This is a genomic window from Nostoc sp. KVJ3, from assembly GCF_026127265.1.
Taxonomy (GTDB): domain Bacteria; phylum Cyanobacteriota; class Cyanobacteriia; order Cyanobacteriales; family Nostocaceae; genus Nostoc.
In genome coordinates this window covers 143,425-168,481 of record NZ_WWFG01000004.1, presented here as the reverse complement: position 1 = coordinate 168,481, position 25,057 = coordinate 143,425, and the positions used below count along the sequence as shown (strand labels likewise).

34 protein-coding genes and 1 pseudogene are annotated in these 25,057 nt (G+C 40.2%); 24 read left to right on the top strand and 11 right to left on the bottom strand.

The genetic code is table 11. From position 1 onward, the window contains the following. Both GTQ43_RS34290 and GTQ43_RS34285 read left to right on the top strand, forming a co-directional pair. A pseudogene (locus tag GTQ43_RS34290) lies at positions 1 to 418 on the top strand (hypothetical protein); the annotation flags it as partial. After that, positions 415 to 981, top strand: a complete 567-nt coding sequence (locus tag GTQ43_RS34285; protein ID WP_265277201.1) for an NACHT C-terminal helical domain 2-containing protein — start codon at positions 415 to 417, stop codon at positions 979 to 981. The pseudogene GTQ43_RS34290 and the gene GTQ43_RS34285, both read left to right, overlap by 4 nt. Positions 982 to 1,043: 62 nt before the next feature. On the opposite strand, the gene GTQ43_RS34280 is transcribed toward GTQ43_RS34285, so the two are convergent. The 7 genes from GTQ43_RS34280 to GTQ43_RS34250 all read right to left on the bottom strand — a co-directional run bounded on the left by GTQ43_RS34280 (position 1,044) and on the right by GTQ43_RS34250 (position 4,867). Beyond that, entirely contained in the window at positions 1,044 to 1,325 is a 282-nt protein-coding gene (locus GTQ43_RS34280) for a hypothetical protein (protein ID WP_265277200.1), read from the bottom strand. A 14-nt stretch (positions 1,326 to 1,339) separates the two neighbouring features. Beyond that, complete coding sequence (locus GTQ43_RS34275) at positions 1,340 to 2,002, bottom strand: hypothetical protein (RefSeq protein WP_265277199.1); 663 nt, start codon at positions 2,000 to 2,002, stop codon at positions 1,340 to 1,342. A gap of 222 nt (positions 2,003 to 2,224) precedes the next feature. Next, the gene (locus GTQ43_RS34270) at positions 2,225 to 3,142 is read right to left on the bottom strand and encodes a hypothetical protein (RefSeq protein ID WP_265277198.1); all 918 of its coding nucleotides are present in this window, start codon (positions 3,140 to 3,142) and stop codon (positions 2,225 to 2,227) included. Further along, positions 3,112 to 3,528: a hypothetical protein gene (locus GTQ43_RS34265; protein WP_265277197.1), complete on the bottom strand. Its 417-nt coding sequence runs from the start codon at positions 3,526 to 3,528 to the stop codon at positions 3,112 to 3,114. The genes GTQ43_RS34270 and GTQ43_RS34265 overlap by 31 nt, the downstream gene beginning before the upstream one ends. A gap of 79 nt (positions 3,529 to 3,607) precedes the next feature. After that, positions 3,608 to 4,240 (bottom strand): hypothetical protein, encoded by a 633-nt coding sequence (locus GTQ43_RS34260; protein ID WP_265277196.1) that lies wholly within the window; start codon positions 4,238 to 4,240, stop codon positions 3,608 to 3,610. A 223-nt stretch (positions 4,241 to 4,463) separates the two neighbouring features. Then, positions 4,464 to 4,646, bottom strand: a complete 183-nt coding sequence (locus GTQ43_RS34255; protein ID WP_265277057.1) for a hypothetical protein — start codon at positions 4,644 to 4,646, stop codon at positions 4,464 to 4,466. Continuing rightward, on the bottom strand, positions 4,646 to 4,867 hold the full coding sequence (locus tag GTQ43_RS34250) for a hypothetical protein (RefSeq protein ID WP_265277056.1): 222 nt from the start codon (positions 4,865 to 4,867) through the stop codon (positions 4,646 to 4,648). The genes GTQ43_RS34255 and GTQ43_RS34250 overlap by 1 nt, the downstream gene beginning before the upstream one ends. Before the next feature lie 527 nt (positions 4,868 to 5,394). Between GTQ43_RS34250 and GTQ43_RS34245 the strand changes: the two genes are divergently transcribed. From GTQ43_RS34245 to GTQ43_RS34155, 19 genes are all read left to right on the top strand, one after another. Further along, on the top strand, positions 5,395 to 5,913 hold the full coding sequence (locus GTQ43_RS34245) for a hypothetical protein (protein ID WP_265277194.1): 519 nt from the start codon (positions 5,395 to 5,397) through the stop codon (positions 5,911 to 5,913). A 180-nt stretch (positions 5,914 to 6,093) separates the two neighbouring features. Continuing rightward, entirely contained in the window at positions 6,094 to 6,324 is a 231-nt protein-coding gene (locus GTQ43_RS34240) for a hypothetical protein (RefSeq protein ID WP_190732886.1), read from the top strand. Positions 6,325 to 6,326: 2 nt separating this feature from the next. After that, a complete protein-coding gene (locus GTQ43_RS34235; RefSeq protein WP_265277054.1) occupies positions 6,327 to 6,542 on the top strand; it encodes a hypothetical protein in 216 nt (71 codons plus the stop codon). Beyond that, entirely contained in the window at positions 6,539 to 6,724 is a 186-nt protein-coding gene (locus GTQ43_RS34230; RefSeq protein ID WP_265277193.1) for a hypothetical protein, read from the top strand. The genes GTQ43_RS34235 and GTQ43_RS34230 overlap by 4 nt, the downstream gene beginning before the upstream one ends. Before the next feature lie 56 nt (positions 6,725 to 6,780). Continuing rightward, positions 6,781 to 6,975 carry a hypothetical protein gene (locus GTQ43_RS34225; RefSeq protein ID WP_265277052.1) on the top strand — a complete coding sequence of 65 codons (195 nt, stop codon included), beginning with the start codon at positions 6,781 to 6,783 and terminating at the stop codon, positions 6,973 to 6,975. 91 nt (positions 6,976 to 7,066) lie between these two features. After that, entirely contained in the window at positions 7,067 to 7,510 is a 444-nt protein-coding gene (locus GTQ43_RS34220; protein WP_265277051.1) for a hypothetical protein, read from the top strand. Between the two features lie 11 nt (positions 7,511 to 7,521). Continuing rightward, complete coding sequence (locus GTQ43_RS34215) at positions 7,522 to 7,743, top strand: hypothetical protein (protein WP_265277192.1); 222 nt, start codon at positions 7,522 to 7,524, stop codon at positions 7,741 to 7,743. 103 nt (positions 7,744 to 7,846) lie between these two features. Beyond that, on the top strand, positions 7,847 to 8,236 hold the full coding sequence (locus GTQ43_RS34210; RefSeq protein WP_265277191.1) for a hypothetical protein: 390 nt from the start codon (positions 7,847 to 7,849) through the stop codon (positions 8,234 to 8,236). A gap of 24 nt (positions 8,237 to 8,260) precedes the next feature. Next, the gene (locus GTQ43_RS34205; RefSeq protein WP_265277190.1) at positions 8,261 to 8,452 is read left to right on the top strand and encodes a hypothetical protein; all 192 of its coding nucleotides are present in this window, start codon (positions 8,261 to 8,263) and stop codon (positions 8,450 to 8,452) included. An 8-nt stretch (positions 8,453 to 8,460) separates the two neighbouring features. Continuing rightward, the gene (locus GTQ43_RS34200) at positions 8,461 to 8,820 is read left to right on the top strand and encodes a hypothetical protein (protein WP_265277189.1); all 360 of its coding nucleotides are present in this window, start codon (positions 8,461 to 8,463) and stop codon (positions 8,818 to 8,820) included. A 45-nt stretch (positions 8,821 to 8,865) separates the two neighbouring features. After that, positions 8,866 to 9,102 (top strand): hypothetical protein, encoded by a 237-nt coding sequence (locus GTQ43_RS34195; protein ID WP_265277188.1) that lies wholly within the window; start codon positions 8,866 to 8,868, stop codon positions 9,100 to 9,102. Positions 9,103 to 9,164: 62 nt separating this feature from the next. Then, the gene (locus GTQ43_RS34190; RefSeq protein ID WP_265277187.1) at positions 9,165 to 9,482 is read left to right on the top strand and encodes a hypothetical protein; all 318 of its coding nucleotides are present in this window, start codon (positions 9,165 to 9,167) and stop codon (positions 9,480 to 9,482) included. After that, positions 9,479 to 9,667 (top strand): hypothetical protein, encoded by a 189-nt coding sequence (locus GTQ43_RS34185; protein ID WP_265277186.1) that lies wholly within the window; start codon positions 9,479 to 9,481, stop codon positions 9,665 to 9,667. Before GTQ43_RS34190 ends, GTQ43_RS34185 begins: the two co-directional genes overlap by 4 nt. Positions 9,668 to 9,678: 11 nt before the next feature. After that, positions 9,679 to 10,563, top strand: coding sequence for a hypothetical protein (locus tag GTQ43_RS34180; RefSeq protein ID WP_265277185.1), 885 nt, complete (start codon positions 9,679 to 9,681; stop codon positions 10,561 to 10,563). 572 nt (positions 10,564 to 11,135) lie between these two features. Beyond that, on the top strand, positions 11,136 to 11,336 hold the full coding sequence (locus GTQ43_RS34175; RefSeq protein WP_414859171.1) for a pentapeptide repeat-containing protein: 201 nt from the start codon (positions 11,136 to 11,138) through the stop codon (positions 11,334 to 11,336). Between the two features lie 67 nt (positions 11,337 to 11,403). Continuing rightward, positions 11,404 to 12,537 carry a hypothetical protein gene (locus tag GTQ43_RS34170; RefSeq protein ID WP_265277047.1) on the top strand — a complete coding sequence of 378 codons (1,134 nt, stop codon included), beginning with the start codon at positions 11,404 to 11,406 and terminating at the stop codon, positions 12,535 to 12,537. 9 nt (positions 12,538 to 12,546) lie between these two features. After that, the gene (locus tag GTQ43_RS34165; protein WP_265277046.1) at positions 12,547 to 14,928 is read left to right on the top strand and encodes an NACHT domain-containing protein; all 2,382 of its coding nucleotides are present in this window, start codon (positions 12,547 to 12,549) and stop codon (positions 14,926 to 14,928) included. 356 nt (positions 14,929 to 15,284) lie between these two features. Beyond that, complete coding sequence (locus tag GTQ43_RS34160; protein WP_265277183.1) at positions 15,285 to 16,412, top strand: hypothetical protein; 1,128 nt, start codon at positions 15,285 to 15,287, stop codon at positions 16,410 to 16,412. Between the two features lie 81 nt (positions 16,413 to 16,493). Further along, entirely contained in the window at positions 16,494 to 17,093 is a 600-nt protein-coding gene (locus GTQ43_RS34155; protein WP_265277043.1) for a hypothetical protein, read from the top strand. Here GTQ43_RS34155 and GTQ43_RS34150 read toward each other — a convergent pair. Then, a protein-coding gene (locus GTQ43_RS34150) for an IS630 family transposase (RefSeq protein ID WP_414859172.1) occupies positions 17,090 to 18,201 on the bottom strand; the annotation gives its coding sequence in 2 pieces (ribosomal slippage) (positions 17,090 to 17,781 and positions 17,781 to 18,201; 1,113 coding nt in all). The genes GTQ43_RS34155 and GTQ43_RS34150 overlap by 4 nt on opposite strands. Positions 18,202 to 18,322: 121 nt before the next feature. On the opposite strand from GTQ43_RS34150, the gene GTQ43_RS34145 reads away from it, so the two are divergent. Together GTQ43_RS34145 and GTQ43_RS34140 are read left to right on the top strand one after the other, a co-directional pair. Then, a complete protein-coding gene (locus tag GTQ43_RS34145) occupies positions 18,323 to 19,552 on the top strand; it encodes an NACHT domain-containing protein (RefSeq protein WP_265277180.1) in 1,230 nt (409 codons plus the stop codon). Positions 19,553 to 19,698: 146 nt separating this feature from the next. Next, on the top strand, positions 19,699 to 20,556 hold the full coding sequence (locus tag GTQ43_RS34140; protein WP_265277179.1) for a hypothetical protein: 858 nt from the start codon (positions 19,699 to 19,701) through the stop codon (positions 20,554 to 20,556). A gap of 1,079 nt (positions 20,557 to 21,635) precedes the next feature. On the opposite strand, the gene GTQ43_RS34135 is transcribed toward GTQ43_RS34140, so the two are convergent. Next, positions 21,636 to 22,544, bottom strand: coding sequence for a hypothetical protein (locus tag GTQ43_RS34135; protein WP_265277178.1), 909 nt, complete (start codon positions 22,542 to 22,544; stop codon positions 21,636 to 21,638). A gap of 553 nt (positions 22,545 to 23,097) precedes the next feature. Here GTQ43_RS34135 and GTQ43_RS34130 point away from each other — a divergent pair. Then, positions 23,098 to 24,090: a tyrosine-type recombinase/integrase gene (locus tag GTQ43_RS34130; protein ID WP_265277177.1), complete on the top strand. Its 993-nt coding sequence runs from the start codon at positions 23,098 to 23,100 to the stop codon at positions 24,088 to 24,090. Positions 24,091 to 24,168: 78 nt separating this feature from the next. Here GTQ43_RS34130 and GTQ43_RS34125 read toward each other — a convergent pair whose 3' ends face one another. Both GTQ43_RS34125 and GTQ43_RS34120 read right to left on the bottom strand, forming a co-directional pair. Then, the gene (locus GTQ43_RS34125; protein WP_265277176.1) at positions 24,169 to 24,612 is read right to left on the bottom strand and encodes a type II toxin-antitoxin system VapC family toxin; all 444 of its coding nucleotides are present in this window, start codon (positions 24,610 to 24,612) and stop codon (positions 24,169 to 24,171) included. 2 nt (positions 24,613 to 24,614) lie between these two features. Continuing rightward, entirely contained in the window at positions 24,615 to 24,887 is a 273-nt protein-coding gene (locus tag GTQ43_RS34120) for a DUF2281 domain-containing protein (RefSeq protein ID WP_265277175.1), read from the bottom strand. Between the last annotated feature and the right edge of the window lie 170 nt (positions 24,888 to 25,057).

Here is a 25,057-nt window from a genome sequence, read left to right as displayed (position 1 = left end):
GCAAGAAGTCGTTAAACAACTTGTAAAATCGCAACAGCCAGCTGATAAGTTAGTGCGGCTGATCAAAAAAGCTATTGATCAATCAATTAAAAGTGAACCAGTATTGCAAAATTTCTTAACCTGGGTTTTTAAAAAATCAGGCTCTATCCAAGCAAACTATAAAACCAGTAGCGATTCGAGCCTTTATTTTGCCCTGGAGTACTTCTATACTCGTGACCTTGCCCAAGACTTTGCATCTGACCCCATTTTTGTACTCGATATTGCCCTTCAATTTGACATTGCTGATGATATTTATCCAAGCTTAACCTTGGTCTTTCCAATAACTTTTACTTCAATCACAATCTTAATCTTATTGCTGAGTACAACTCCACTATATTTGATGACCTCACTATTACCCTTCATCTTATTAGTACCTTGATTAATTATCACAGCCGTGGTCGTACCCATACTCATGACCTTGAAGGTTTAAACTACGAGCAAGCCTATAATTTGGGCTTTTACGAAAATTTTCAAGAAGACCTTTTCAACGAACTTGAACAAGAACTTAACCTTGACCTTATCGATGGCTTAGATAATAACCTAGCATTGGATTGCAAGAATCTCTTTAATCGTACTGCTATGAATGCTTTTAACCATACACAAGCAGAAAAGCTAGACCAACTAGAGCAAGCACTGTCTACACCCCGTATTGCAGATTTGGAGTTCCCGCAATGGCAGACGTATGGTAATCAGTGGGTTAAAGAACTTCGTCAATTGATAATAAAGCATTGTGATATTGGTCATGATTGGCAATTCAGCTATGCACAAAAAAAACAACTCCAACACTATTACGATGTCAACAAATTTCTCGTCGACTTGATAAATATTCAGGGGGCTGTCAGTGACACTACCTGCATCGAAATTGAAAACACCCTGCTGCTTCCTTGGAAGAACTTCAACGGCGTTTTAATTTACAGTTGCAATCTTTTTAACTGGGGTTAAAAATCTTGTTGAGTAATTGTAAATAGACCTTTCCGAAATATTATCGTTTAGCTTGGCTTGACTCAGGCAATCACGAAGGCTTCGCAAAAATGGGCATCTCGGTTCCCAAATTCCGTCAACACAGTGACAATCCCATTCTTCAAGTTGAAGTTAGTCATCTCCCCAGCAAACTTGATGCTACCATTGCTCCCTCGAACCTCAACTTGACAACCAACAAACCCTGCGATGTCCCCGCCGTCTTTTTCAATCTGCAACAGTGAGTATGAGAACTCAGACTCAGCTTTTACCGAAACAGTATCGGATGCAATTGGCGCGGCGATCGCTGCCTGATCCTCAGTTGGCATACCCGCACCACTTTCTAGTTGATCCGCACCATTTCCGCAGGACTCACCGCAGCAGTTTTCCTTATCCTGCAAGGGTTCCGCATCACCGCACCAGTTGAGGTGGCATATTCTTCTTTTTCCATTGGGATAGGAAGCGATTGAATTTTCATTTCTGACTCTTCAATGTTATTTTCATGTAAATCTGAAAAAGTGGTGCGGGTGGTGCGGAAGTCCTGATTTTGCGAGGTTTCTGGTGCGGAAAGTGGTGCGGAAGTGGTGCGGGTTTCGTCTAATGTGGTGCGGGTAACTTCCAAAATGCCAATGCCTTTGAGTACTGGAATGTTTCTTTTAGCAATGTCACAGTACCTAGTTCCCTTGACAGCCTTGGGGAAGAGTTGAGAGATGCGTGGGATTATTTGATTGATGCCCTTCACGTTTTTATCGCTGGGACGAACTTGGTCGATCCACGTTCTGCGGTTGCCCTCATCTATGGTCAGCGTTCCATTATGGATATAGTGCTGTTCCAGCATTGACCATAAAGCCCGTGCGGTAATTTCCCCATCAGGCACATAACCTATATTTGCGCTTAAGATGAAGTCAAAAAGATGATTATTCTCTCTCTGAAGGTTGTGGAAAGCGTCGGTTGTGCATTCATAATTGATACCTGACTCTACAAGGTTGCTGAGAGCTTTTAGCATTCTATTTAGGAATGCTGGGGCAACATGCGTTCTAATAAACTCTGGATCGTAGCGAAATCGGGGGTCGCCTTTTATCTCGTTTGGATTATTTGGCGAAGGATTATCTACAAAGGTTTTTCCTGAATTCTAAAATTGCAATCCTATCTTTGATTGCTTGTATTACGCCTTGAAATGCGGGAGTCTCGTTTAAGTTGAAAATACCTATTGCGTTAGAAGAGAATTCTATATGGTCTTTCCCTTTCTGTTCGCAATGTAGTGTATCTCCAGTGACAAATAATTTAAAACTTTGAAGTCTATCAATCCTAGATGTTTGTGGGTTTTCAGAAGCCCAGTTAACTCGACTATATATAAGTGGGCTAGTCCGAATTTTCTGCCTTCGTCATAAGATTGAAAGTCACCCAAAGAAACAGAAGTTAATCCGTTTTTCCCATAAATGGTTGATACACATTCGCGCAGAGCATCTTTACCATTAGAACCAAGACCAATTGCAAACATTGCTTTTACCTCTCTGCCTCTAAATTTTCTAACAGTTTGAAGGTCAAGGGATGCAGCAATATTTCTCAGAAATATTTCTTGTTGTGGCTTGTCTAAGCAAGCTAAAAGTTGCTCACAATATGTATCGTCAGCCGACGGGTCATATTCAATTAACGGTTCATAAATGAAGTAGTCCTGGGGCGTATGCGGGTCTAATCTTATTGTAAAATCCCTGCCTTCCCACTCAACCCTGACTATCCCATTAGTGCAATTTACGCCAGGAGGATTGATTAGTTCTGGGTCAATTTCTGTCCCCATTTTTACCCATTCCAAAACCTTCTTGACTGAACTAGGTGAAGCATAGGGACAAGACTTTTTACCCTGTTCGTTCTCGACCACAAAGGAATTGCAAAAGTCGTAGATTCTTTTGCGTTCTGTGGAATCTGGGGAGTGTTTATAATGATTGCCAGTGTGGTAGTAAAGCTTATCAGCAGCACAAATCCAGTTCTTATCGCCGTAGAGAGCTTGAAAAGCTTGCTGGGTAAAGGCTACAACCGGATTTTGGTCGTCATCATCACTTACATTTACCTGTGCTTGTTGCGATCGCTGCGCTACGGCCGCGTGAATCTCCTGCTCTAACCGACGGATAAATTCTGGTGTTTCCATCTGCCCAAGATTTCTTTGATATCACTTGATTTATATGGTAAATCAGGGCAGATGTCGTGAGGGTTTATTCCAATAAATGCAATTCCCACTTCGGCTGCACACTCCTGGCAGGTCTGGAGTTTCTTTAAGCCAGTGTCGTCGGCATCGTGCAGAAAAACGATTAATCCTATGCCTGAATCTTTTAGAAGTTGATATTCTGGGGTGATAGTCTTTTTATCCCATCCACTACCCTGAAACGTAATCCCAGCAAGACCATGCTCCCGACCAACTTCTACGCATCCCTCGCCTTCATGCTGGAGTAGTGCCGGGGTGACATTCACTGATTTACTAGCGGCGATCGCTTCATCAATGCGGTAAGCTTTCCAGGGTTCATCCCCTTTTCTCATCTCTGGAGTGCCATCTGGAAGCCTGTGCCATTGGCGGAAGGATTTATCTTTTCCCTTCTCTTTGATATAATCCGCCCATTCATAGCGAATTACCCATTGGGTTTGTGAGTAAGGGTAGATTGTTTGTGTTGCATTCCCTGGTATTCCCTTTGGTAGCTTGCAAGTTTATGTTTTGAGTTTGGGGTATGTCAGTCGCCGCTTGGGTCAACATCACCAGTGCTAATTCACCATCTGGAATTGGTGCTGGTTTAGGCAAGATTCTCTTGGGCTTCGCAGCCAAACGGTTTAGGGATGGAGTGTAATTAGCCCCTGCCCTTTCTGCCACCACTTCAGCCCAGGGTTTAATTGCCTCTCTGATGTCCTTACACTCACAATTATTGAAGCATCTGTACTTCCCGGTTTCTGGGACAATAGATAAGTCATTACCGCCACAAACTGGACAAATAAACTTATTTTTAGCTTTGGACGGTGAGAGCTGATCTTGAAAATTTCGGATGTCGAATTTTTCAAATGCCTGTTGAGTTCTTGAGGCATTAGTTTTTTTTGGTGTATCTTCAAGGCGTTTATTTTCTACACTGGCAGTTTTGGTATTGCGTGCTGCTAACTCTTGCTTAATTGGGGCAGATTGTGCTATTTTAGGCGGCTCAGAAATATTCGGGGTTGCGCCATGATCTAACAGTCCGGGCGCACTTTGCATTTCTAGCGTATTCATTTGTACTACTCCATGTATTTTTTGTGTGTTTCTGGAGTAGTTCTTTGCCGTTATCGCCGCGTTCTGTTACGTTAGAAGGTGAACAATATTAAAAATTAATCTGGTTGTAGTTTTTGTTGACTACTCGTGAACGACCGTAAATCGTTCTTGGTGTTCGCCTCATCATCTAACAGAGCGCACCCGAAGCAGCAAGAGCTACTCCTTTTTTTTTGTACCCAAGCATTCAATCTGCTTGGGAATTTTTGTTTTTTAACCAGTTCTTAAGCATTTTCTTGATTGATTGTACTGCGTCCTGCTCTACATATAAGATGCGATTACTATCTAAGACAAAGTAAACAGCTAGGCATTCTGGTAGAAACTTGTGGTCAGATAGTGGCAATGGAGGAAGGGAAAGAGGGTCAATCATTACTTATCGCCCCCAGACTGCTTATCTCTCTCTATCGCATCAAGAATAATCCTCTCGACAAGATTGCTAAGTGTTCTACCCTCCTTTGCTGCCCACAATCTTAAGTACTGCTTCGTTTCTGTCTCACAAGTGAAGTTTATCTTCTCTGTTCTCACGTCATCTTCGGTCATGTTCTCCCTTCTCAAGATATATCCTTTTGCTGATATTTTTACAGTTCTCATCTTCTCATCTCTTGCTAACTTCTCATATTATATGCTAAGTTGAGAAGTGTAAGGCATAAACCCACAAGTGGCGAAGATAACCACGGATGGAAGCGGATAACAGACCCCGCAAGACGGATAGAACAGTAACCGCAGATATCCAAAGCTTTTTCACCACAAAGGTTTTACGAAAAATTGAAACAAATTTAAGGACTTCAATCAGATGGTAGATTTGGCATCAAGTCCCACATTAGGGACATTAGCCCCATCGTTGACCCCTGCTTCTTGGATTGTGGCAACGGGTATTCTAAACTACATTTTCCCCAAGGAGAGATACTTATTCCCTCCTACTTTAAACAAGTCATTGAAACGGACTCTAACGACTACGAAAGCTTAGGCAACGGTGCGGTAGTCGAATATCTTCAAGGCGAACGCTCTGATCTATCTGGCTCTAAGTGGTTGATTGGAGAGACTGCCGAAATTTACTGTAAGCAGTCATTTGGGCGCATTGTTGATGACTTTAGAAACAAGATTACTTATGGCTGCAAATGCTCTTAGGTGCAATTGCTCAAACTCCTAGACAGCAGAGCTATAACTTGTTTTTAGTCGCTTCATTGCATGACTCTCAAGCCTTTGCCCATGATCTAAAGAAAGCCTTGCAAGGTAAGCACATCGTCAAGTTTGATGGCAAAGACATTGTAAACGTTGATATCACCTGTCAAATAACAGAGGAAGGTGTAGGAGCATTGTTAGTTTCCCGCGCTCCTGGTCAGCAGAAAGTCGCGCTCATTGACCTGGGGCATGGAACTACTATCACCTCAATATTTGAAGGCAACAAACTATTACAAAATAGTCGCAAGATTGACACAGTAGGCGTTCACCATCTTTGTGAGACGATAGCGAATAACCTCCAAACCCGTCGCCACCTTGGTAAACCAGCTAACCCTCATCTGATCCGAGAGGGGATGAGCAAGAACTTTGTTTATGGAACCACCAATTGGGAGTTTTCAAGCATTTACTCATCGGAACTCAAGGGATGGCTTGCATCTTGTTTAGTGCCTGCGTGAAGCATTTGCAATCCCGCGCTGATGACCTGGATGCTATTTACCTTGTGGGTGGCGGTGCAATGCTGCCATCAGTTAGTGCAATCGCATTAGGCAAGGAATAGCACAGATTCTAATTCCCAGACTGCTAATGCAATTGGGTTACTGAAATTAGCTGTTGCATCACTAAAGAAGGTTTAATTCATGGCGAAAGATAACCGGGTTTGCATCCCCAAAGATTTGATTGACCCCGTAAAGGCTGAGGCGGAAAAACTGCTTCTCACCGATGACCTGACCTCTGCTGTGACTTGGATTTTAAGGGCTTACTTTCGAGATAAAAATTCACTTTGCTGTCAGCACAAGCAACAACCTGCTCTAACTGACCAGTCCCAACCCGACAGCTTAAGTAACTTTGAGGATTTGTTCGTAGCGTAACCATGAAAATCAACAAAACACTTGGATTCTCTGTTGCTGCCCTTGGCTTTCTAGCCCTCGGCTATTTCGGAGTGCAGTATTTCGGCCGTAACAATATGTTCACCATTGCCGCAGCCGTGGGTGGTGCAGGGGCCATCAGCTATGTACTTCAAAAGCCGAGTCAGCCAGAAGCCCCAGCCGCACCAATCAAAACCCAAAGGAGAAGAAACAAGTCATGAGCGACCAAGAAACCATGCAGACACAGCCATCGCTAACAACAACCGAAATTATGACCATCATCCTCGGTTGTGAACAGACTTTAAGGTTCGTGCAAGCATCTCCCAATTACAAACAAATTGAAGCGTCCGAACGGTTCAGTACATCGAATGACCTAAAAATAGGTGATGCAGTGCAAGCTTGATGGAGATTCACGAAGCCATCCTAATATCGAGTTCTACTCTCAAGTTTGAGGAACTTATGTTAGAAACGACAACCTTAGTGCGTAACCATTTGTATGAATTTCGAGGTCAACAACTCCGCTACAGCCATCGGTCTAATTGTCGAGTCAATGCCCCTTTCATATTCAATGACTCGAAAGGCAGACGCAAAGAATTAAGCCAAAACCAAGTGCAGAGGGAGGTTTTTGAACTTGTTGAGTTTTGTGAGAACTGATGATGAAGCGATTGCCCCGACCGACCAAAGTAAGTGCAATCGCCTCATCCGAAAGTGCATCAAGTACACATCGTTACAAGGATTCTAACAAATGACACTTGACTACAAAAATCCTAATGATTGGGGCAAATCGCCTCTGACCGACTCCGCCCTGAGAAAGCAGCAATTCAAAGTAGAAAATCCTGAACAATGGGCAGCAATGATTTCGGCAGATATTGAGGCACTTTCCACACCATTGGAAGAGAGTGAAGATTACCCACCTTTCACCGGAACGGAATTTCTAGCGACTCATTCAACCATTGATGACCATCCATACTCTGCTGCATTTGGTCAATTCTTGGGCAATGGGATTGACCCTGATATTGCAAATATATTGGCGTTTGGCTCCAACCGATTTGATTTAATTTCTGATGATTTTGACGACCCAGTAAGGCAATTAGCAACGAGAATTTATAGCCGATTTGAAGAGATGGGTTACTGGGATGAATTGCCCCAAGAGTCAAGTAATATCGACTACGACAACATACCTTATTAGGAGTGTCAGCAATGGACTTTGCAATACGTAATCCGGTAGTTGGTCATGCAAGCCATATTGACGAAAAGGCACAATCTTGGGGAGGGTTTGAGTCTGATATATTGGGCTATCTCTCCGATATAAATAAGCTAGAACAGTTTGCGGATTACGCCAATAATGCCCAAGAATTATCTGACAGATTAGAACCATTCTCGACAACGCCAAGGTCGTCTTTGAGGCGATGGAGAAGTTGACCAAAGGCAAGTAACTTGGACTGAACTTCGTAAACAATACGGCTCTCATGTAGCAGGTGCTATCGCCAAAATTCGCAAACTAAACGCTGAATTTGACAGCGAGATGAGTAAGATAGATGCCCAAGATAGAGCCGACTTGTTGCGAATTGACCAAAAACGTAAGCACGGACTAACCGAAGTTGCTACACAATTACACCACGACTTACAAGCAGAATTGTGGAGACATGAAAACAAAATTAGTGGGATAGAAAATAGACAAACTGTGCAAGCCGAAAGGCAAGCAATCACAACAGGACTGAGAGAGAAACGTCAACAACTTTTAGCCCGTGCGAGGTTTGGATCAAGAGCATTAGAGCCGAATCAAACGCCCCAGGAAGTGATACCAATTCAATCCCAAAATCATGCACCATCTTCTAGTGTTTCAGCAACAGGAACAGTGAGAGGTTGGGGTGCAATGTTGGGTAACTTGTGGCAGAAGTTAGGCGATAGATAACTATTAGTTAAAAGGATAAGGCTGATGCTAGTAAGGAAACGAAATGAAGATCCTCATAGCGTCAGCCCTTTTTTGCATGAAGGGCTGGCACAAACACCACAATCAACTAAGCAGCATCAACAACCCGAACAGTTACCACCACTCCAGAAAATAACCGAGGTAGAACATTTAGACGTGCTGGTAATGCTTGTGAAATTGTCGCTGGCAGTTGTCTAAATAGTGCAGTGATTTTTACTTTTCATCTGTTGCAAGTTCACCCAGTTGGAATGTTCTTAGCTGTGGGTACTGCACACCTCTACTTTACTGCCACTGCAACAGGTGAAGGCTTCAATAATTTCGTCACTAATTTAATGACTGGTTGCAGTGCATCACTGGCTTTATTGTGTGCGCTCTCTGACCCGATTAGTGAATGGAATGAAGCGAGAACTTCTACTATTACTGCTAATACTTCAATTGAGTCGGTTTATAAACCAAAAACTGCTGAATCTTCAAGTTGGATGGATGGTGCAGGAGTGGGCATATTTCTAGCGATATTAATGTTTTTCTATTTGGTAGTAGGAGAGGTAAATGAACTATCTATCTGAGAAACATAAACAGTTATCCGAGTCACAGCAATCGGGTTTAATGTTGTGGTTTGGTCGCTACCGATGGACAAGAAAGCTGTCGCAATTGGGCTGAGTTTAACTGTGGGAATTAGCTCGGCAGCAATGGCTTGGCAAGGAACCAGCAGCGATCGGATCTACTTCTGCATCAAAACCCCTTCAAAAACATTGGTGTGTCGGGATAAAGATAACCGACCGTTTCGCATGACCCCTTCTACTGGCAAGAATGGAAACTGTCTGGAATGCCCCTCAAGTAGTGCGTGACCCAGCAATGGGCGTTAACGGACTCGTGAAAGCGACTAACCCATATAAACCGTTTTGGGCGTTTGGGGGATTCCTGGGGTTTTGCGCTAGCTGGGTGGATGCTGCGGCACTGCCAATCGGAAGAGAAGCAGAGAGCAGTTTTTGAAGACATTGCCCAAAAACGGGATGCTGCAAAAGCAGAAATGGCCGCACGTTCCGAGTTGTTGGAGAGTTACCGAGATGTTGCGATCGCAGAAGTCCAACTACAAGCCGACTTGGATTTAATCGCTAATGATCGCACTGTTGATATCACCAAAGCGAGATTTACGCCCACACTGAGATTGAAGTTACCCAGATGGAGGCAACTGACGCAATCTTTGAGGCGCAGACGGCTGGGATGAGTGAAGAACAGAAGGCGGAGTATATTAAGCAGTTGCGAGAGATGAAAACGCCCTATCTACAAGGTAGCCAGACTCTACAGGGGACGATTGACCCCAACGATAAGGTTACTGGGGCAGACAGCCAAGCGATCGCTCCCACTGACAAATATCGCTGGATCAAAAACACTATCGGCTACCCACTTTAATCTTTGGTGGCATGGGTGCTGGTAAATCCTGGACTACCAGAGAGATTATCTGGAAGAAAGTACAAGCTGGGTGGAACATCGTAGCGCTTGACCCGCACGGCACACAGGTCGAGTGGCGAGGTGTGCGGCTGATTACTGGCTACAAAGAAATAGCCGAATTCATGCAATGGTACATGGATGAAATGCGCCAGCGCTATGAAGATTACCGCAAGAGTGGCATGACTGAAGAACAGTGGACAGAACGGTTAAGAAATAGCGGCAAGATGCTATCAGTTATCTGTGAAGAATTTACGACATGGACAGATAACATAATTGAGCCAATGCCGGACGATTGTGAGGATGAAAAATGGAAGCCCGACCCTGATTTTATTGGTAAATGGTTTCGGTGTGCCATGACCGAATCTCGCAAACAATTGATGATTCCTTTGTTTGTAGCTCACGACCGCACAATGGAGATTTTAGCCAAAGCTAAAGGACTATCAAAACTTCGGGATGCTGCATTGTTGGAAGTAGAACTAATTGCAACTATTGACCCAATCACCACAGAAGCAAAAGCCAGTGGTAGAGGTAGGATTAAGCTACCTGGGCATGGGCAATGGATTGATATTGAACTGCCTAAGCTCGACCACAAGCGAATTGATTTTCGGCTTGATAGCCCAGTGCCACAGGCAGGAGAAAGCCCAACTCAACCCCAACTTTCCACCGATCACAAAACAGCAGAGCGCATCTGGCAACTCGAATTTAATTTAGAGAAGCCCCCAGCAGACTCTAGCCCAACCCAATCACTAACACCCATTGCCCAATCGTTGCTGCAATTCCTCCAGCGCACTTCTCGAACATCGGCAGTCATACAGGAGATACAGCCCAACTTTAAGGTAAAAGGTCAACGGTTTTAGTTCGGAGGAGTTGAAGCGACTGTTTAATGAGTTGGTTGAGAACAGTCTGGCCGTCTGGCTAGATGCTAATACCATCGAAATCAGCGATTTTCAGACAGACGGACAGAACGGACAGAATTAGACAGAATCCTTATGCAGCAATGGACAGAGCAGACAGACATTTAGACAGAGTTAAGACAGGAGACATTAGCCCTTGGTAAATCACCAGGGGTTTTATTGTTAGCGCTCACCCTTAGACAATTCCCTGATAAATGCGTCAATCGCCTTGCCTCTGCCGACTGCCGCCCCATCTCAGGCAAGTTAAGGGTACGCTCACATATCGCTTCATAGTCTGGCTTAAGTTCCTGCCCAAGAGATTCGCCCTTTACAAGAGTTGCTGTGAATTCCCCAATTGCTCGTCTACCTCTTGCCTAAAGTCGGCGTTCGCTCCCGTCGTAGCGAGGGTGTTTATGACTTGCAATTTCCATTAAATTTTTCTCTTAAAAATAGTCAATCAACTTAAAGCGTTAAAATTCTGGAATTGTTCATGGTATATCTGTATCCAAAAAGCAGTTTATATACAGCACCCAGCCATGCCCCAAGACTTCTCCGGTCGAAATCTCCAAGGACGCAACTTCAAAGGGAGGAAAGACCTTGCGGGTGCGAACTTTAGCTATACAGATATTCGCAGTGCAGATTTTACAGGGGCGAATCTAACAGGTGCAAACTTTAGCCGTTGGAGTTATAGAACTAAAATTATGAACAAACCACTACCTTATAATTATGATAAATAACAGTCTGATACAAAACTATTTCTGAATTCTCTAAAATTATATTATTAATTATCTGAAAATTTTGTCAATGAATAATGAATTATTAATTTTAATTAAGAGCATTGAAAGAAATTGTCATAGTCAAGAAATCAAACTATCTGATATATTAAGGCAATGTAAATCTTTAGGATATAAATTAAATTATATCCCTCTGAAAACATGGGTCAATTACGAGTTAATTGGATATCCAGAAGATATAGAATTACCACAATATAGAATTATAGATAACGTACCTTTGTTTGGAGACTTGATCGGTAATCATTTTGGAAATATTGTAACTATCAAAAAAACTCCTATAGAAGTTGACCCAAGGATTTTAAAAGAGCATATAGAAATTTTACACAGATTTCCTTTTCGTAATAATGTAGCTAACTTACAATCAATGATTGATTCAGCAAATAACCAGGTACTACGTTTTCCCTTACCACAATCAATATTACCTTATTTAGAAACTGGTTATTCTGACACCTCCTTAGTCATTGCCTATAGAATTATTAGTGTCAATTTAATTGCCGGAATTTTAGATACTATAAAAACTAGAATATTAGATTTTACTCTAGAAATTCAGGATCTCCAATTAGATTTAGAATATGATAATTCAAATACAATCGACAGTATTTTTAAGGAATTTATTCTAAAAAGTCCTAACATCTATTATATAAATACAATACATAGTGTAGGTTCCATGAATCAAAATCCAGGTAACTTCTCAGTTGGTGGTTCAGTAAGCGGCAACGTCAACAACGTTCAAGGCGATAACAACCGCGCAGTGCAAGGAGATAATAATCAGGCTGTCCTTGGTGACAATAATCAAGTAACACAACAAAATCAAGTGGGGGCAGATACCGGAGAATCACTAACTAAAGAGGATGTTGTCAAGTTACTGGCACAATTAGAAACTTTAATTCAAGGTGCAGAACTCCCAGCCGACACTAAAGAAGAAGTAATTGAAGACTTGAGTGCAGCTAAGAAAGCCACAGATAAAGAAGAACCAAATAAGCAACGAGCATTAGAGCGTTTGGGAACTGTGGCAGAAACACTTGAAAAAACAAGTAAGGGCGTGGAAGCTGGTCAGAAAGTCTGGACAATAGCCAAGCCGATTATTGTGAAAGTTGCAACTTGGTTAGGTGTTGCTGCTGGTTCTCACCTGTTGGGATTGTAGAACTGATTTATGAGCCAGCCGCCTGATAACTTTGAACAACAGCCTGATGTAAATTCAACGCAGCAGGCTGATAGTTCTATATCTCAAAATGTAGTTCAGGGGAATCAAAACCGAGCCGTTCAGGGTAATGATAACCAAGCTGTTCTGGGGGATGGTAATACAGTAGTTCAGGGTAATAACAACTTGATGTTCGTCATCAAGGAATTAATCTTTGGGCAGCAGACAACACCAGTAGGCAACCCTGAACGACCAAAGAATGAACGGATATTATTAGCCGCAGTCAAGGAAGAAGTTACAGCACGGTTAAGACAATCTCTACACAATGCTGTGCTGATTAATTTGGGTAAAGAATCACAACCGCAACAAGTAAAACGCCCTTGGGATGCTGAGATAAAAATTGGTTTAAAACCTGCTGTACCTCTCTCAGATACCACAACAATTTTAGAAGTTTTTGACTCACAAGAAATTGCAGGTAAACTGTTAATTTTAGGTGAACCAGGAGCAGGTAAAACAACCACGCAATTAGAACTAGCACGAGAATTAATTAAACGTGCCGAAGAACAACCAGATTATCCTGTTCCTATTTTACTTAACTTATCTTCATGGCAAAATAAGCGTCCGAAGCTGGAAAAATGGTTAATCTCAGAACTAAAATCAAAGTATGGTGTTCGACCTAGTATAAGTAAGCAATGGTTGGAATCCCGTCTGATTTTACCAATGCTAGATGGATTAGATGAGGTGTCACTGCATCAGCAACCATTCTGTGTTGAAGCAATTAACCAGTTTCTTAAAAATGAGAATAGACCCCCATATCTAGTAGTTTGTAGTCGAATTGAAAATTATAACGCATACACAAATCTACTCCTTCTTAATGGAGCAATTTCTTTGCATGGTTTTACTAACTCCCAAATTCAGCTTTTTCTTGAAAGAGTTGAACTAGATAACTTCTGGAATTTTCTTCATAACAACTCTGTTCTGCTAGAATTACTTAGCAATCCACTCTTGCTTAGTGTAACTATCTTAGTCTTTCCTCAGCTTTCAGAGAACGATTGGAAACAAATAACTTCTAGTGAAAATTTCAGGCAGAGACTACTGGATGCGTACATCCATCAAATGTTTACTCGCAGTCTTAAGCAAAGTTTATTTAAACAGGAATCTCTGCCTACGATTAAGGAAACTTGTTTAAAACTATGCTGGGTAGCTCAGAATATTCAATTGCAAGGTAGGTCTGACTTTTTAATTGAAGATATGCAGCCTGATCTATTAAGTAAGTCTTATCAGAAAGTATTGTATAGATTAATATTAGTAGTTTTATGCGGAATTATCGGACAATTTATAAGTTGGGTAATTATATTATTAGTAATAACCCTGAATTTAGCCTTCAATGATAAAAAAGATAATCAAAAACATCATATTAATTCTTTTGAAGATATTAAAAGTATAATTGAACAAGATATTAAACAAGCTGAAGAATATTTGAAAAGTGGAAATTCATCAAAATGGCTAGTCGCAATGTTAATCATCGCTTTTTGTGTAATAGCTACAGCTTCCTCTTCATGTAATAGTTTATTAGAATTTGCTAAAACGAATCTATTAGTTTTTATTTATATAAATGAAATACAATATTTTTGCAAAAATATTGACTTTATATTTAATTGTAGTGGATTTATTATAGGCGCTATGACTGGATTCAATATTGGTTTAAAAAGAATAGAGACTCTTGAATATTTAAAGTTTCCTTTGAAAAAGGAGGAGTTCAAGAGATTTGGGAATGGATTCATCAAAGGTTTTATTTATGGATTAAGCTCAGGTATATCTCGTGGAAGAGATATTGTATCTGGTTTTATTATCCTCGTATCAGCCATAGTATTGATTATTTCACTAATAATAGCAGCAAGCTCTGGATTTTGGTATTTGATACTAATAGCATTTCTAGTACCGATTTTGATATTAATCTTAGGTTTAGTGCTTGGGTTGGCTCTAGGTCTAGTGAGAGGGTTTATACTTGGTTTAATTCTAGGTTTACGAGTAGATGTAAATAGCAAGTTTTACCCAAATCAAGGAATTAAGGAATCTGCTAAAAACTCTATTTATATAGCTGTTATTTTGATAATTGCAATATGTATACCCTTTTTCTCAGATGCACTTGTTTCATGGATTCTTGCTGTGTACTTTCTACCAATTACTGACGGTTTCGGTGGACTTGCTTGTATTCAACATTTAGCATTACGTATTACTTTATGGCAAAGCGGCTACATCCCCTGGAACTACGCCCGTTTTCTCAACTACTGCACAGAGCGCCTATTTCTTCAACGTGTTGGTGGTCGCTATCGCTTCATCCACAAACTACTGCAAGACCACTTCGCCCAAATGGAGTTTAAACGAAATTAGAAGATACAACCAATTTACGAGGGGAAGGTTATAATCAAAACCTGTTAAAAAGTATAAGGAGATAAAGGAGATACCTCGAAGCGGGGCAATCACTATTCCCGGCGACAAGAAAGTTATTCCGAAGGCTTGAGCCGTTGAAATCTGGGCTGTTTCTACACCAAAGTGTAGACATGAAACTTTGAAACAAACGCCGATAATAAAATTTTTTGGCTATCTCCTAACCTTTCCTCAAATCAGCTATGGTTAACTGTTGTTTCTAATGTTAGACGATTATTTATCATAAAACTCTGCTAATTTTAAATAAAATTTTAATTATATAAACAATTCATTAATGATTATTTTTAGAAACGAAAAATATGTCTAAATCCAATGAAATATTAAATTTAATTAAGAATATTGAAATTAACTGTCATACTCAAGAGATAAGGTTAGCTGACATATTGAGGCAGTGCAAATCTTTAGCATATAAATTAAATTATTCTCCATTCAAAACCTGGGTTAATTATGAATTAACAGGTTATTCTGAGGGGATAGAATTGCCAGATTATAGAATTTTAGAATATGTACCTATATTTGGCGATTTACAAGGACTCCATTTTGGAAATATTGTATTTCTTAATCAAAGACCTCTAGGGATAAAATCGACTTTTCCAAGAGAACATATAGAGTCTTTACATACAAGACGTTTTTTTGAAAGTGTTGCTGCTTTACAAGCAATTATTGAATCATCTAATGGAGAATCAATTCCATTTAGTTTACCAATGTCGGTATATCCTCATCTAGAAACTTATACAAATGCATCGTTGGTACGTGCCTATAGATTAGTTAGCTTTGATGTGGTTGTAGGGATTTTAGACACTATAAAAACTAGAATATTAGATTTTACTCTAGAAATTCAGGATCTCCAATTAGATTTAGAATATGATAATTCAAATACCATAGACAGTATTTTTAAGGAATTTATTCTAAAAAGTCCTAACATCTATTATATAAATACAATACATAATGTAGGTTCTATGAATCAAAATCCAGGTAGCTTCTCAATTGATGGTTCTGTTAGTGGCAATGTCAATAACGTCCAAGGTGACGGCAACCGAGTAGTTCAAGGAGATACAACAATGGCTGGCGATCGCAATATCAACACAGGCGGCGGCAACTATAACGAGCGCATTGAACGCGATTATATCCAAGGTAATTACTACGCGGCTGGACAACCGCAGAGCCTTGCCCAAGCTGCTGCTGAGATTCAGCAATTGCTAAAACAGCTAGAGCAAACTTACCCTACCACCACTACATCACAGCAAATGGTAGTAGCGGCAGAAGCCATAAATCGCATTGAAAGCAACCCAACATTGAAAAAACGAGTAATAAATGCGGTTAAAGAAGGTGGCTTGGCTGCTTTTGAAAAAGCTATTGATAACCCAGCAGGCGCTTTTATTGTTGGTGCTATCAAAGGCTGGCAGGAAGTAGAGATAGAAGATTAAGGAAACTGAATTAACATACTTCTAAGTTCATAGTTTACCAACCCGCAGCTTCTAGGCTGAAAATTTAGCTCATGCAAAAATATGGAAGAGCCGAACCCGCCTGAAAACCGCAATATCAATACTGAAGGAGGTAATTATAACGAACGGATTGAAGGCGACTATATTCAAGGTAATGTTTTTCAAAATATTTTTAATATTCTAGGTGGTCAGCAGACAACACCAATAGGCAACCCTGCCAGACCCAAGAACGAGCGGTTACTATTAGCCGCAGTTAAGGAAGAAGTTACAGCACGGTTAAGGCAATCTCTACACAAGACCGTGCTGATTAATTTGGGTAAAGAGCCGCAACCCCAGCAGGTAAAAAGACCTTGGGATGCTGAGATAAAAATTGGCTTAAAGCCTGCTGAACCTCTCCCAGATACCACAACAATTTTAGAAGTTTTTGATTCTGAAGAAATTGCAGGTAAACTGTTAATTTTAGGTGCGCCAGGGGCAGGTAAAACAACCACACTATTAGAACTAGCACAAGCTTTAATCAAACGTGCGGAAGAACACCCTGATTATCCCGTTCCGGTTTTATTAAACTTATCCTCATGGAAAGATGACCGCCAATCTCTAACTGATTGGTTGGTGGCAGAACTGAAATCTAAACCTAGTAGTCTGCCAAGCCAACTTTGCTAGGTTAAATTCGGATATAAACGCTGCATTTTTCGGCGAGCGTCTTTGGTTTGAAAACCCCAATAGACACTAGCTTTTTGCTGATTACGTTGTTTCTCCCAAGCGGCAATCTCAGAAGTTAATGTTTCTGCATTAGGAATACGCCGTTCTAAACATTGGCGAGATAAAACAGATAATTCAATTTCTACTTGATTCAGCCAAGAAGCGTGTTTAGGAGTATAGTGAAACTCTAATTTTTGAATAATTCGACGTGCTTCTTCTGGTGGAAAAACTTCGTATAATGCACTGGGCGTATGAATATTCAAGTTATCAACTACTAAACGAATAACATCAGCATCTCGGTAACAAACATCTACTAAATTTTTCATCTGTTTAGCAAAATCGGCTTTAGTTCGACGTTCTGTAACTTCGATATGCCGCCAGCCTGCCAAGGGTTGAAAACATGCAAATAAATTTACTGTCCCCTTACGTTTATACTCAAAATCATAACGTTCAGGCTGCTCCGGCTCTGGTGGCAAAGGAAGCCTTACTTCTTCTACTAATTGGTATGGACGTTCATCAAAGCAGACTACAGGGCGTTTAGGATCATAAGGCTCATTGTATAGATCCAGCACATCTTCCATTCGGAAAACATATTCTGCGTTAACTTCAGGAATACACCATTGTTCTTTCAACCAAGGCTTGATTTCATTTTTTTTAAAGTTTGACGTACTGTTTCATCTGAGATTGAATCTATGATACCAACGTTCACTAAATGATCTGCTAATAATTGCATTGTCCAACGTACTCTTCCAACTGGTGGATTAGAACAAGCTGTTGCAATCAAAAATGCTTCTTGTTTTTCATCTAACTTTTTAGGTTTTGGTGGATGAACTTCATCCTTTAAAGCAAAATCTAACCCTCCAATGACGAATTTTTCTCGTATTCGTTGCACTGTTGCAACATGCGCTCTAACTATGCTAGCGATCGCTTGATCCGTTTCTCCTTCAGCAGCCATCAGAAGAATGTTTGCACGGGTTATGGTTCTTGCTTTGTGCTTACCTTTTTTAATTATTGCTTGTAGCTGAGAAACTTCATCTTCATTCAAGTCAACAATGTACTTTTTTGCCATATTACACCCCGTTTTTGGCTATTTTACCAATTAGAGGTTTTACTTAGCAAAGTTCCCTTGGTAGACTACTAGATATGGATTTGACAAAAAGATAGGGAAGCAGTGGGTAACAGAACAAGTTGTGCTGCCCCTTCTGGACGGATTGGATGAGGTGGCTCCAGAACGGCAGAATTTATGTGTTCGGCAGATCAATGGCTTTCTGGCTGGAGAATCTGCACCGCGCTATGCGGTGGTGTGTAGCCGGATTGAAGAGTACGAGAACTACAAGACTACTCTGCAATTAAACGGGGCGGTTTACTTGAAAGGGTTGAGCGATCAACAAATTCAGAACTACCTGACCAAGGTTAGACGGCAGGAGTTATGGGACTTGATCGCCCGCAGTCCCGAATTGTTAGCGTTCCTGCGTACCCCTTTGTTACTCAGTATAGCAGTACTTACCTACCCTCAAAACACAACGGAACAATGGCAGCAATTGCAGACCGCAAACGATCAACTTCAGTACTTGCTGGATGGGTATGTGGAGCAAATGTTGCATCGGCCGTTTGAGATTGAGAGCAGTCCCTATCGCAGGCGCATACCACCTACGCCCAGACAGACTCTTCACTGGTTAATCTGGCTGGCATGGCAAATGGAAAAGGTTAATCAAACAGAGTTTTTGATTAGGGAGATCCCCCCTTACATTGTGTTCTATATACTTCCGCTTGATCAACAAAAGAAGTATTGGGTGATTGTTGGACTAATTGGTGGGTTTGTAGGAGGGCTAGGTGTTGAGTTGATTTATGGGTGGATGCCTGGGTTGAGTGTTGGACTGATTTTAGGAATGGGTGTTGGACTGAGCGGTGGGCTGAATGCTAGACCGAATGGTGGACTGATTGCTTTGATGCGTCTCCCGATTTTGATGATGCGCTGCCTGTGTGTTCGACTGACAGATGGACTAGTGTGTTGGTTGTCTTTTGGGCTGATATTTGGGCTGGTTATGGGGCTGCCTCTTGGACTTTTTACAATGATGAATGGACTAATTTATGGGCTGCCTCTTCTTGGGATACCTTCATGGTCTTTTTTGGGGCTGTTTATAGGGCTGTTTGGAGGGCTGTTTGGAGGGCTGTCTTTGGGGCTATTATTCGGGGTGCAATTCCTGCTTGTTGGAATGCTTGGAATGAGTGACGATTATGCCCAACACTTTATGTTGCATCTTTTTCTTTACCAAAGCAAACTCATCCCCTGGAACTATGCCCGTTTCCTCGACTACTGCACCGAGCGATTATTCCTCCAGCGTGTTGGTGGTCGTTACCGCTTCATCCACAAACTGCTGCAAGACCACTTCGCTCAAATGGAGTTCAAACGGAAATAGGAAGATACAACTCTTTCACGAGGCGAAGGTTATAATCAAAACCTATTAACATTGAACGAAACGCCGATAATACTAATTTTCGGCTATCTGCTAGTCTTTTCTTAAATCAGCTAGGGTTCACTATTGTTTCTAACGCTAATTAAAATATGCAAAAAGTAATAGCAGAACTACCTCCGAAACAAGTAATCAATTTTTTATTACAACATTTCAAGAATACAAATTTGCAAAAGCCGGGTAATTTTCAACAAAATGGAACTGATTTTGGCTTTAAATCAAATGAGGATTTTTGGAAAGTGTTACTACGCGAACGTAATACTGCTTTTAAGTCTTTGATATTAGAAGGCTTTCGGATAGTTGATTGGTTTCCACGTACTCCCGGTTTATATCATACAGAAGATGCTTTCAGAGCAAGAATGGATGCTAAACATTACCTTCGTGAAGAAAAAGGCATTAAATTTTATAACCCACATGGTAAATTTCACATGATAGAAGGGGGGGTGGGTTCTGTAAGATTTAAGCCAGTGACAGTAGAAAATCAAGAATGTTTACTATGCACTGCGACTTCAGATAACTATTGTCATTCAGGTATACCGCTTGCTATTCCTGACAGGCTTGTAAGTAAAATTGATTTTGATGACTACAAATTGTATTTCAATATCATCGGCAAAGTTAAATTTTTACCCAATTTTTTAGAAAATCATTTTATACACATGAGCAGGATTCCACAAATATACGTTTTAGTTGATAACTTACAGGTGGTTTCTACAGATAGACTAGCAGAGCCAATCAAGATTACTCCAATGGTTTTTTTTACTAGTAACTCTTCCAGCCTTAACACTGATATAGAAAATGAATTGAACCAAAGAGTAACTTATGCCAATTGTAATGCTCATTCTAACGAAGAGCTAGATATAGCTTGTGATTGGATTAAATTTTATGTGAGTCAATATAGTGGAGTAATCATTACAAATTTTGATGAGCAACGCCCAGCATTTGTGATTTGAACCATATTTTGACCAAACGGACACGATACGCTTCACTCCGCACTAGACCAACATATAGGTTCTTGTCAGATTTTGGTGATCATTGAAAGTTACGCACTTTAAGGCAGATGGCAGAAGGCAGACGGCAGAAGGTTTTAAAACATTTTGTTATCTGGGCGTGGGACTTGTGACCTTTTGGGGCGATCGCTGACGGCTTTCAAGTGATGCAGATATTTTATAATCCAAGCAGAGCTTCAATTGTGGAAATTTTTCCTTTCTCCTTCCTTCTGCCCTCTGCCGTCTGCCTTCTGCCTTGTCTCAACCAAGATCACCAAAAGTTGCCAAGAACCAACATATACTTCAAAGTTATAAATGTAGTCCAAAAACGTCAAAACCTAATTCCAGGAGGCAACGTGGGTTTTATAGTTCATTTGTACGTGTTCTTGATCGAGAGCTTTTAAAACCAAGTATCGGGCGATCGCTTAATCACTGAATTTTCGACTAAACGTGTTTTTGAACCATATTGTGGACATTTTGAATCATATTTTGACCAAAAGTTTAAAATTTTCGACTAAATTAGTGTGTCTTGCTCGGCATTTTTTACCAAGTCTAAAAATAAAACTTTTGGTTGTATTATGGTTCACATTTAAAACACGCGGACATAATTTGATTCATAAAGTTAAGTTGTTGATTGGCTCAAAAGCTTGAAATTACGTTAACTTTCGGTCACTTTATGGTTCAAAATTTGGTCATGCAGGGGGTAAAATCACAGCATTTAAGGCAGCACCTTTTAGTCTACAAAATATTATGAATAGTAATTTATTTACTGATAAAAACATAATTAACATTATTAATTACGTTAAGAATATTAATACAAACGGCGGCAATTATAATGAATCTATTTTGGGGAATTATATTGAGGCTTTATCAACCGGGGGTATAGAAGCGAGTGTAGACAATTAGGCAAGTCACTCACCGCCTTATATGGTAATAGGTGCAGACTTGCAACGCTGGTATAACCTCGGAAGGCGATCAGACTTGAATAAGATGGTAAACTTGCAGTTATATGGATTAATTTACTACTTAGTAGTAAATCTAGTTTACTCAGGGTTACTCATACTATTTTTCCAATTTATTTCAATCTCTTTTTCTATTTGGTCAATAGCTCTCCCAATCGCAAAGTATATATTGCGCGAGCGTCTTGTATTACTATGTTCAAAAATAGATGAATTACTTCTTCTAATTCTATAAAGCCACCATTTAGATTGATCTAGAAATAAGTGAACAGTATATCCTCTATATAAGAGATCATATTCGCCATTCCCATTGGATTCAAATTGCTCTATATATGCTAAATTACTAAAATTATTTATCTTTTTAATTTGGTCATAAGTAATCCGAGTAATTGGATAAGATTCGTTACTTTGCTCATAATTTTTATTTAGCAAATCTATAAAAATTTTATTTAATAATTCTTCTACGCTAATATTTTCATCTACACCGAAACAAACTTTGACTTCTGGATGTTTGCGTAATTCTTCAGTTAATTCCTTTGCAAACTCTGATATTGCTTCTAAAGCATTTGAGCTTTGAGTTATACTTTGCGTTAAAATATCTCTAAATTCATCAAATGTATCAACAATATAGTTGGGGTTGATTTCTACTTCTCTGTTTCCAATAGTAATATTTTTAATATTGTTAGTTACAGAATCATCATCAACATAATCTCTTCCAATGGTTTCATTATAATTACCACCATTTGTATCAATTGTCCTTTTTTCTGTTGATATTATCTGCTTTGTCGGCACTAATCTAAATTGAGTTTTTTCTATAATTTTATTTCTTAACTCTAAAAATATTCCTGATAAAAATAAAGTTAATCCGAATATACTAAAAATAATATTTATTGTAAATACAGTATGAATTAATGCGAGTATTAATGATATACAAAACGAGCAAAATATTATAAATAATGATGATTGTTTCGATTTTTTTCTCAAAAAAATCATTTACATAACCACTAAATAGTGTAACAAGGATACTCGCAAATAATTATTAGTAAATATTTATACATAATTATTTGCAAGTTTTTACTAAAATGGATGTAATATAAATCACTATTTATCTGTGATTTCAGTCATTGAATACAAAATTAACTTTAAAAACTGACTCAACCAAAGGAATAGAAGCGAGTATAGACATTTTTGATAGCAATATTGATATCAAAAACTTGAATCCCTACCTCTCATAAACACGCGCTAGAACACCCTAACTCCGAACGATGGATAATGGTGTTCGCGCTTTGTTAACTCTCTGTTCATTTACCGTCAAATCACGTACAGAGATCGTCCGTGCTTACACTTTCATCTAATTTAATTTTTCTGAATCACCCTCAATCAATGTCAATTAGCTGACAAGAACTCGCCCCTGACCCACTCCCCCCTTGTTGCAAGATAGTGCGACAATAGGATTTTTCGCACCACTTAGAGTAATAAACACCTCTCTTCAACTAAGATGTTGAAATAGCATTAAACTTCCCAAACCTCTGCTGCTCTATCACCGATGACACCGATCCACCCTGAAAATCTGAGTGTTCTAGAAAACTCGCTGGCGTTGGCGATCGGAGAAGACTTTTCCTTAGAGAATGATCCTGATGTAATTCAGCAGCTGATTGGAGATAAGCGATCGCTGAACACCAAACGCGAATACCAAAAAGACCTGAAAGATTTCTTCCTGTTCATTGCCAAGAAAGAACCCAGCCGGGACTTAGTGTTAGAGTTCCTTCACCTGGAACAGCGTCACGCTGTAGCTGTGGTTCTCAAGTACAAGGCGCACCTCATCAAGAAAAAACTGGCAGAAGCTACGGTGAATCGTCGCCTCAGTGCTATCAAGTCAATGGTGGAGATGGGGCGACGGTTAGGGGTCTGCAATTTCTCCCTAGATGATGTCAAAGGTGAAAAAGTCGAAACCTACCGGGACACAATGGGCATTCCAGCCGAGGACTATGCCCTAGTCATAGCGTTGGTTGACCGCAGTACCCTTAAGGGCAAGCGCGATTATGCCATTATGCGGTTACTTTGGGATAATGGCTTGCGTCGTCAGGAGATAGTCAATCTAAATGTGCGTGACTTTAACGCCAAAGAGAAAACTCTTGCAATCCTGGGTAAAGGCAAGGGTAGCCAGAAGGATGTTCTTGACTTATCAGACAAAACTGCAACGGCGATCGCTGATTGGATTAAGGCAAGTAAGAAAAAACGGGGTAATGACCCGCTTTTTACGGTGCTGGCCTATCACAAGAATGGACACAGATTAACCGGGGAGGCAATCAGGCGACTGGTAGATGGGCTATGCAAGCAAGCCGGAATTACTAAGAAGATGTCACCCCATCGCATCCGCCACAGTGCGATTACTACAGTATTGGATTTGAACAATGGGAACTACCGTGCTACCCAGCGCTTTAGCAGACACGCCCAAGTGCAGACGGTTTTGAAATATGATGATAACCGCCAGCGCTTGCAAAAGCAGATGAGTGACTCAATATCAGAACTGATTTAGAAAAGACTTAAAAATCTTGAGCCGCCGGAGTTAAATTTTGACTATCTTTATTTTTTAGCACAATTAAGCCCGTTTTATTTAAACCCAACTTTCCAAAGAAAATTCTAGTACTTGTCGCATTCGCTCAAAGTCACTATCACATGAAACGAGAATCAATGAGTGACGTAAAGCTGTCGCAGCTATCCAGAGGTCATTTTCACTAATACCAATAGTAGTTAATTTAGTTGTTCTACGTTTACTTTTTTCTTTCGGCCCAAATTGCTTGATAATTTCTGATTTAAAATCACCGTAAATTTCTGTCGTTTCTTTGTCGATTCCATATAGGTTAATTCGGCGCAAAAACGCATTTATTTTGATTAAATTAGCGGCTTTTTGTTCTGAATTTTGCGCCATAAAGTGCAACTCACCAGCAACAATGACACTAGTTGCCAGTTGTACTTGACCAAGCGAACGCAAGTGATTGGCGACACTTGGCACACCTTCTATCAAGAAGGAACAGTGATTAGTATCAAGTAGATACATGATTAAAATTCTAGTGGCATACGACTAGAATGAACCAGTTGCAGGCATTCTCTAATATCGGAACCTGACCAACTTCCCACAAATTCTAATAAATCTTGGGCAGTGGAACCTGTTAAAGTATGCTCTGCTACAAGTGGTTCCTCTGGTTGGTTATTTGCAGATATGCCGATTTGTTGATGTTTGGTTTGTACAAACTGAACAAAGTCTAAAATTTCCTGTAATAGCGGTTCAGGTAATTTTTCTAGTTCTTGGGTAATCTGTTCTTTAATTGTCATTGTTCCCCCTGTGTTTACACAATTGTCAAGCCGGAAATTGCTTGATCAATCTTATCCATTAATTCAATTATCGCTAGCCTAAATCATCATCAAAGCTGAAACGGTTGTTTCGTAGTACTTACGAGCTACTTTGCCCCTGGTGACAACTTCTGTAACTTTACCCCGAATTG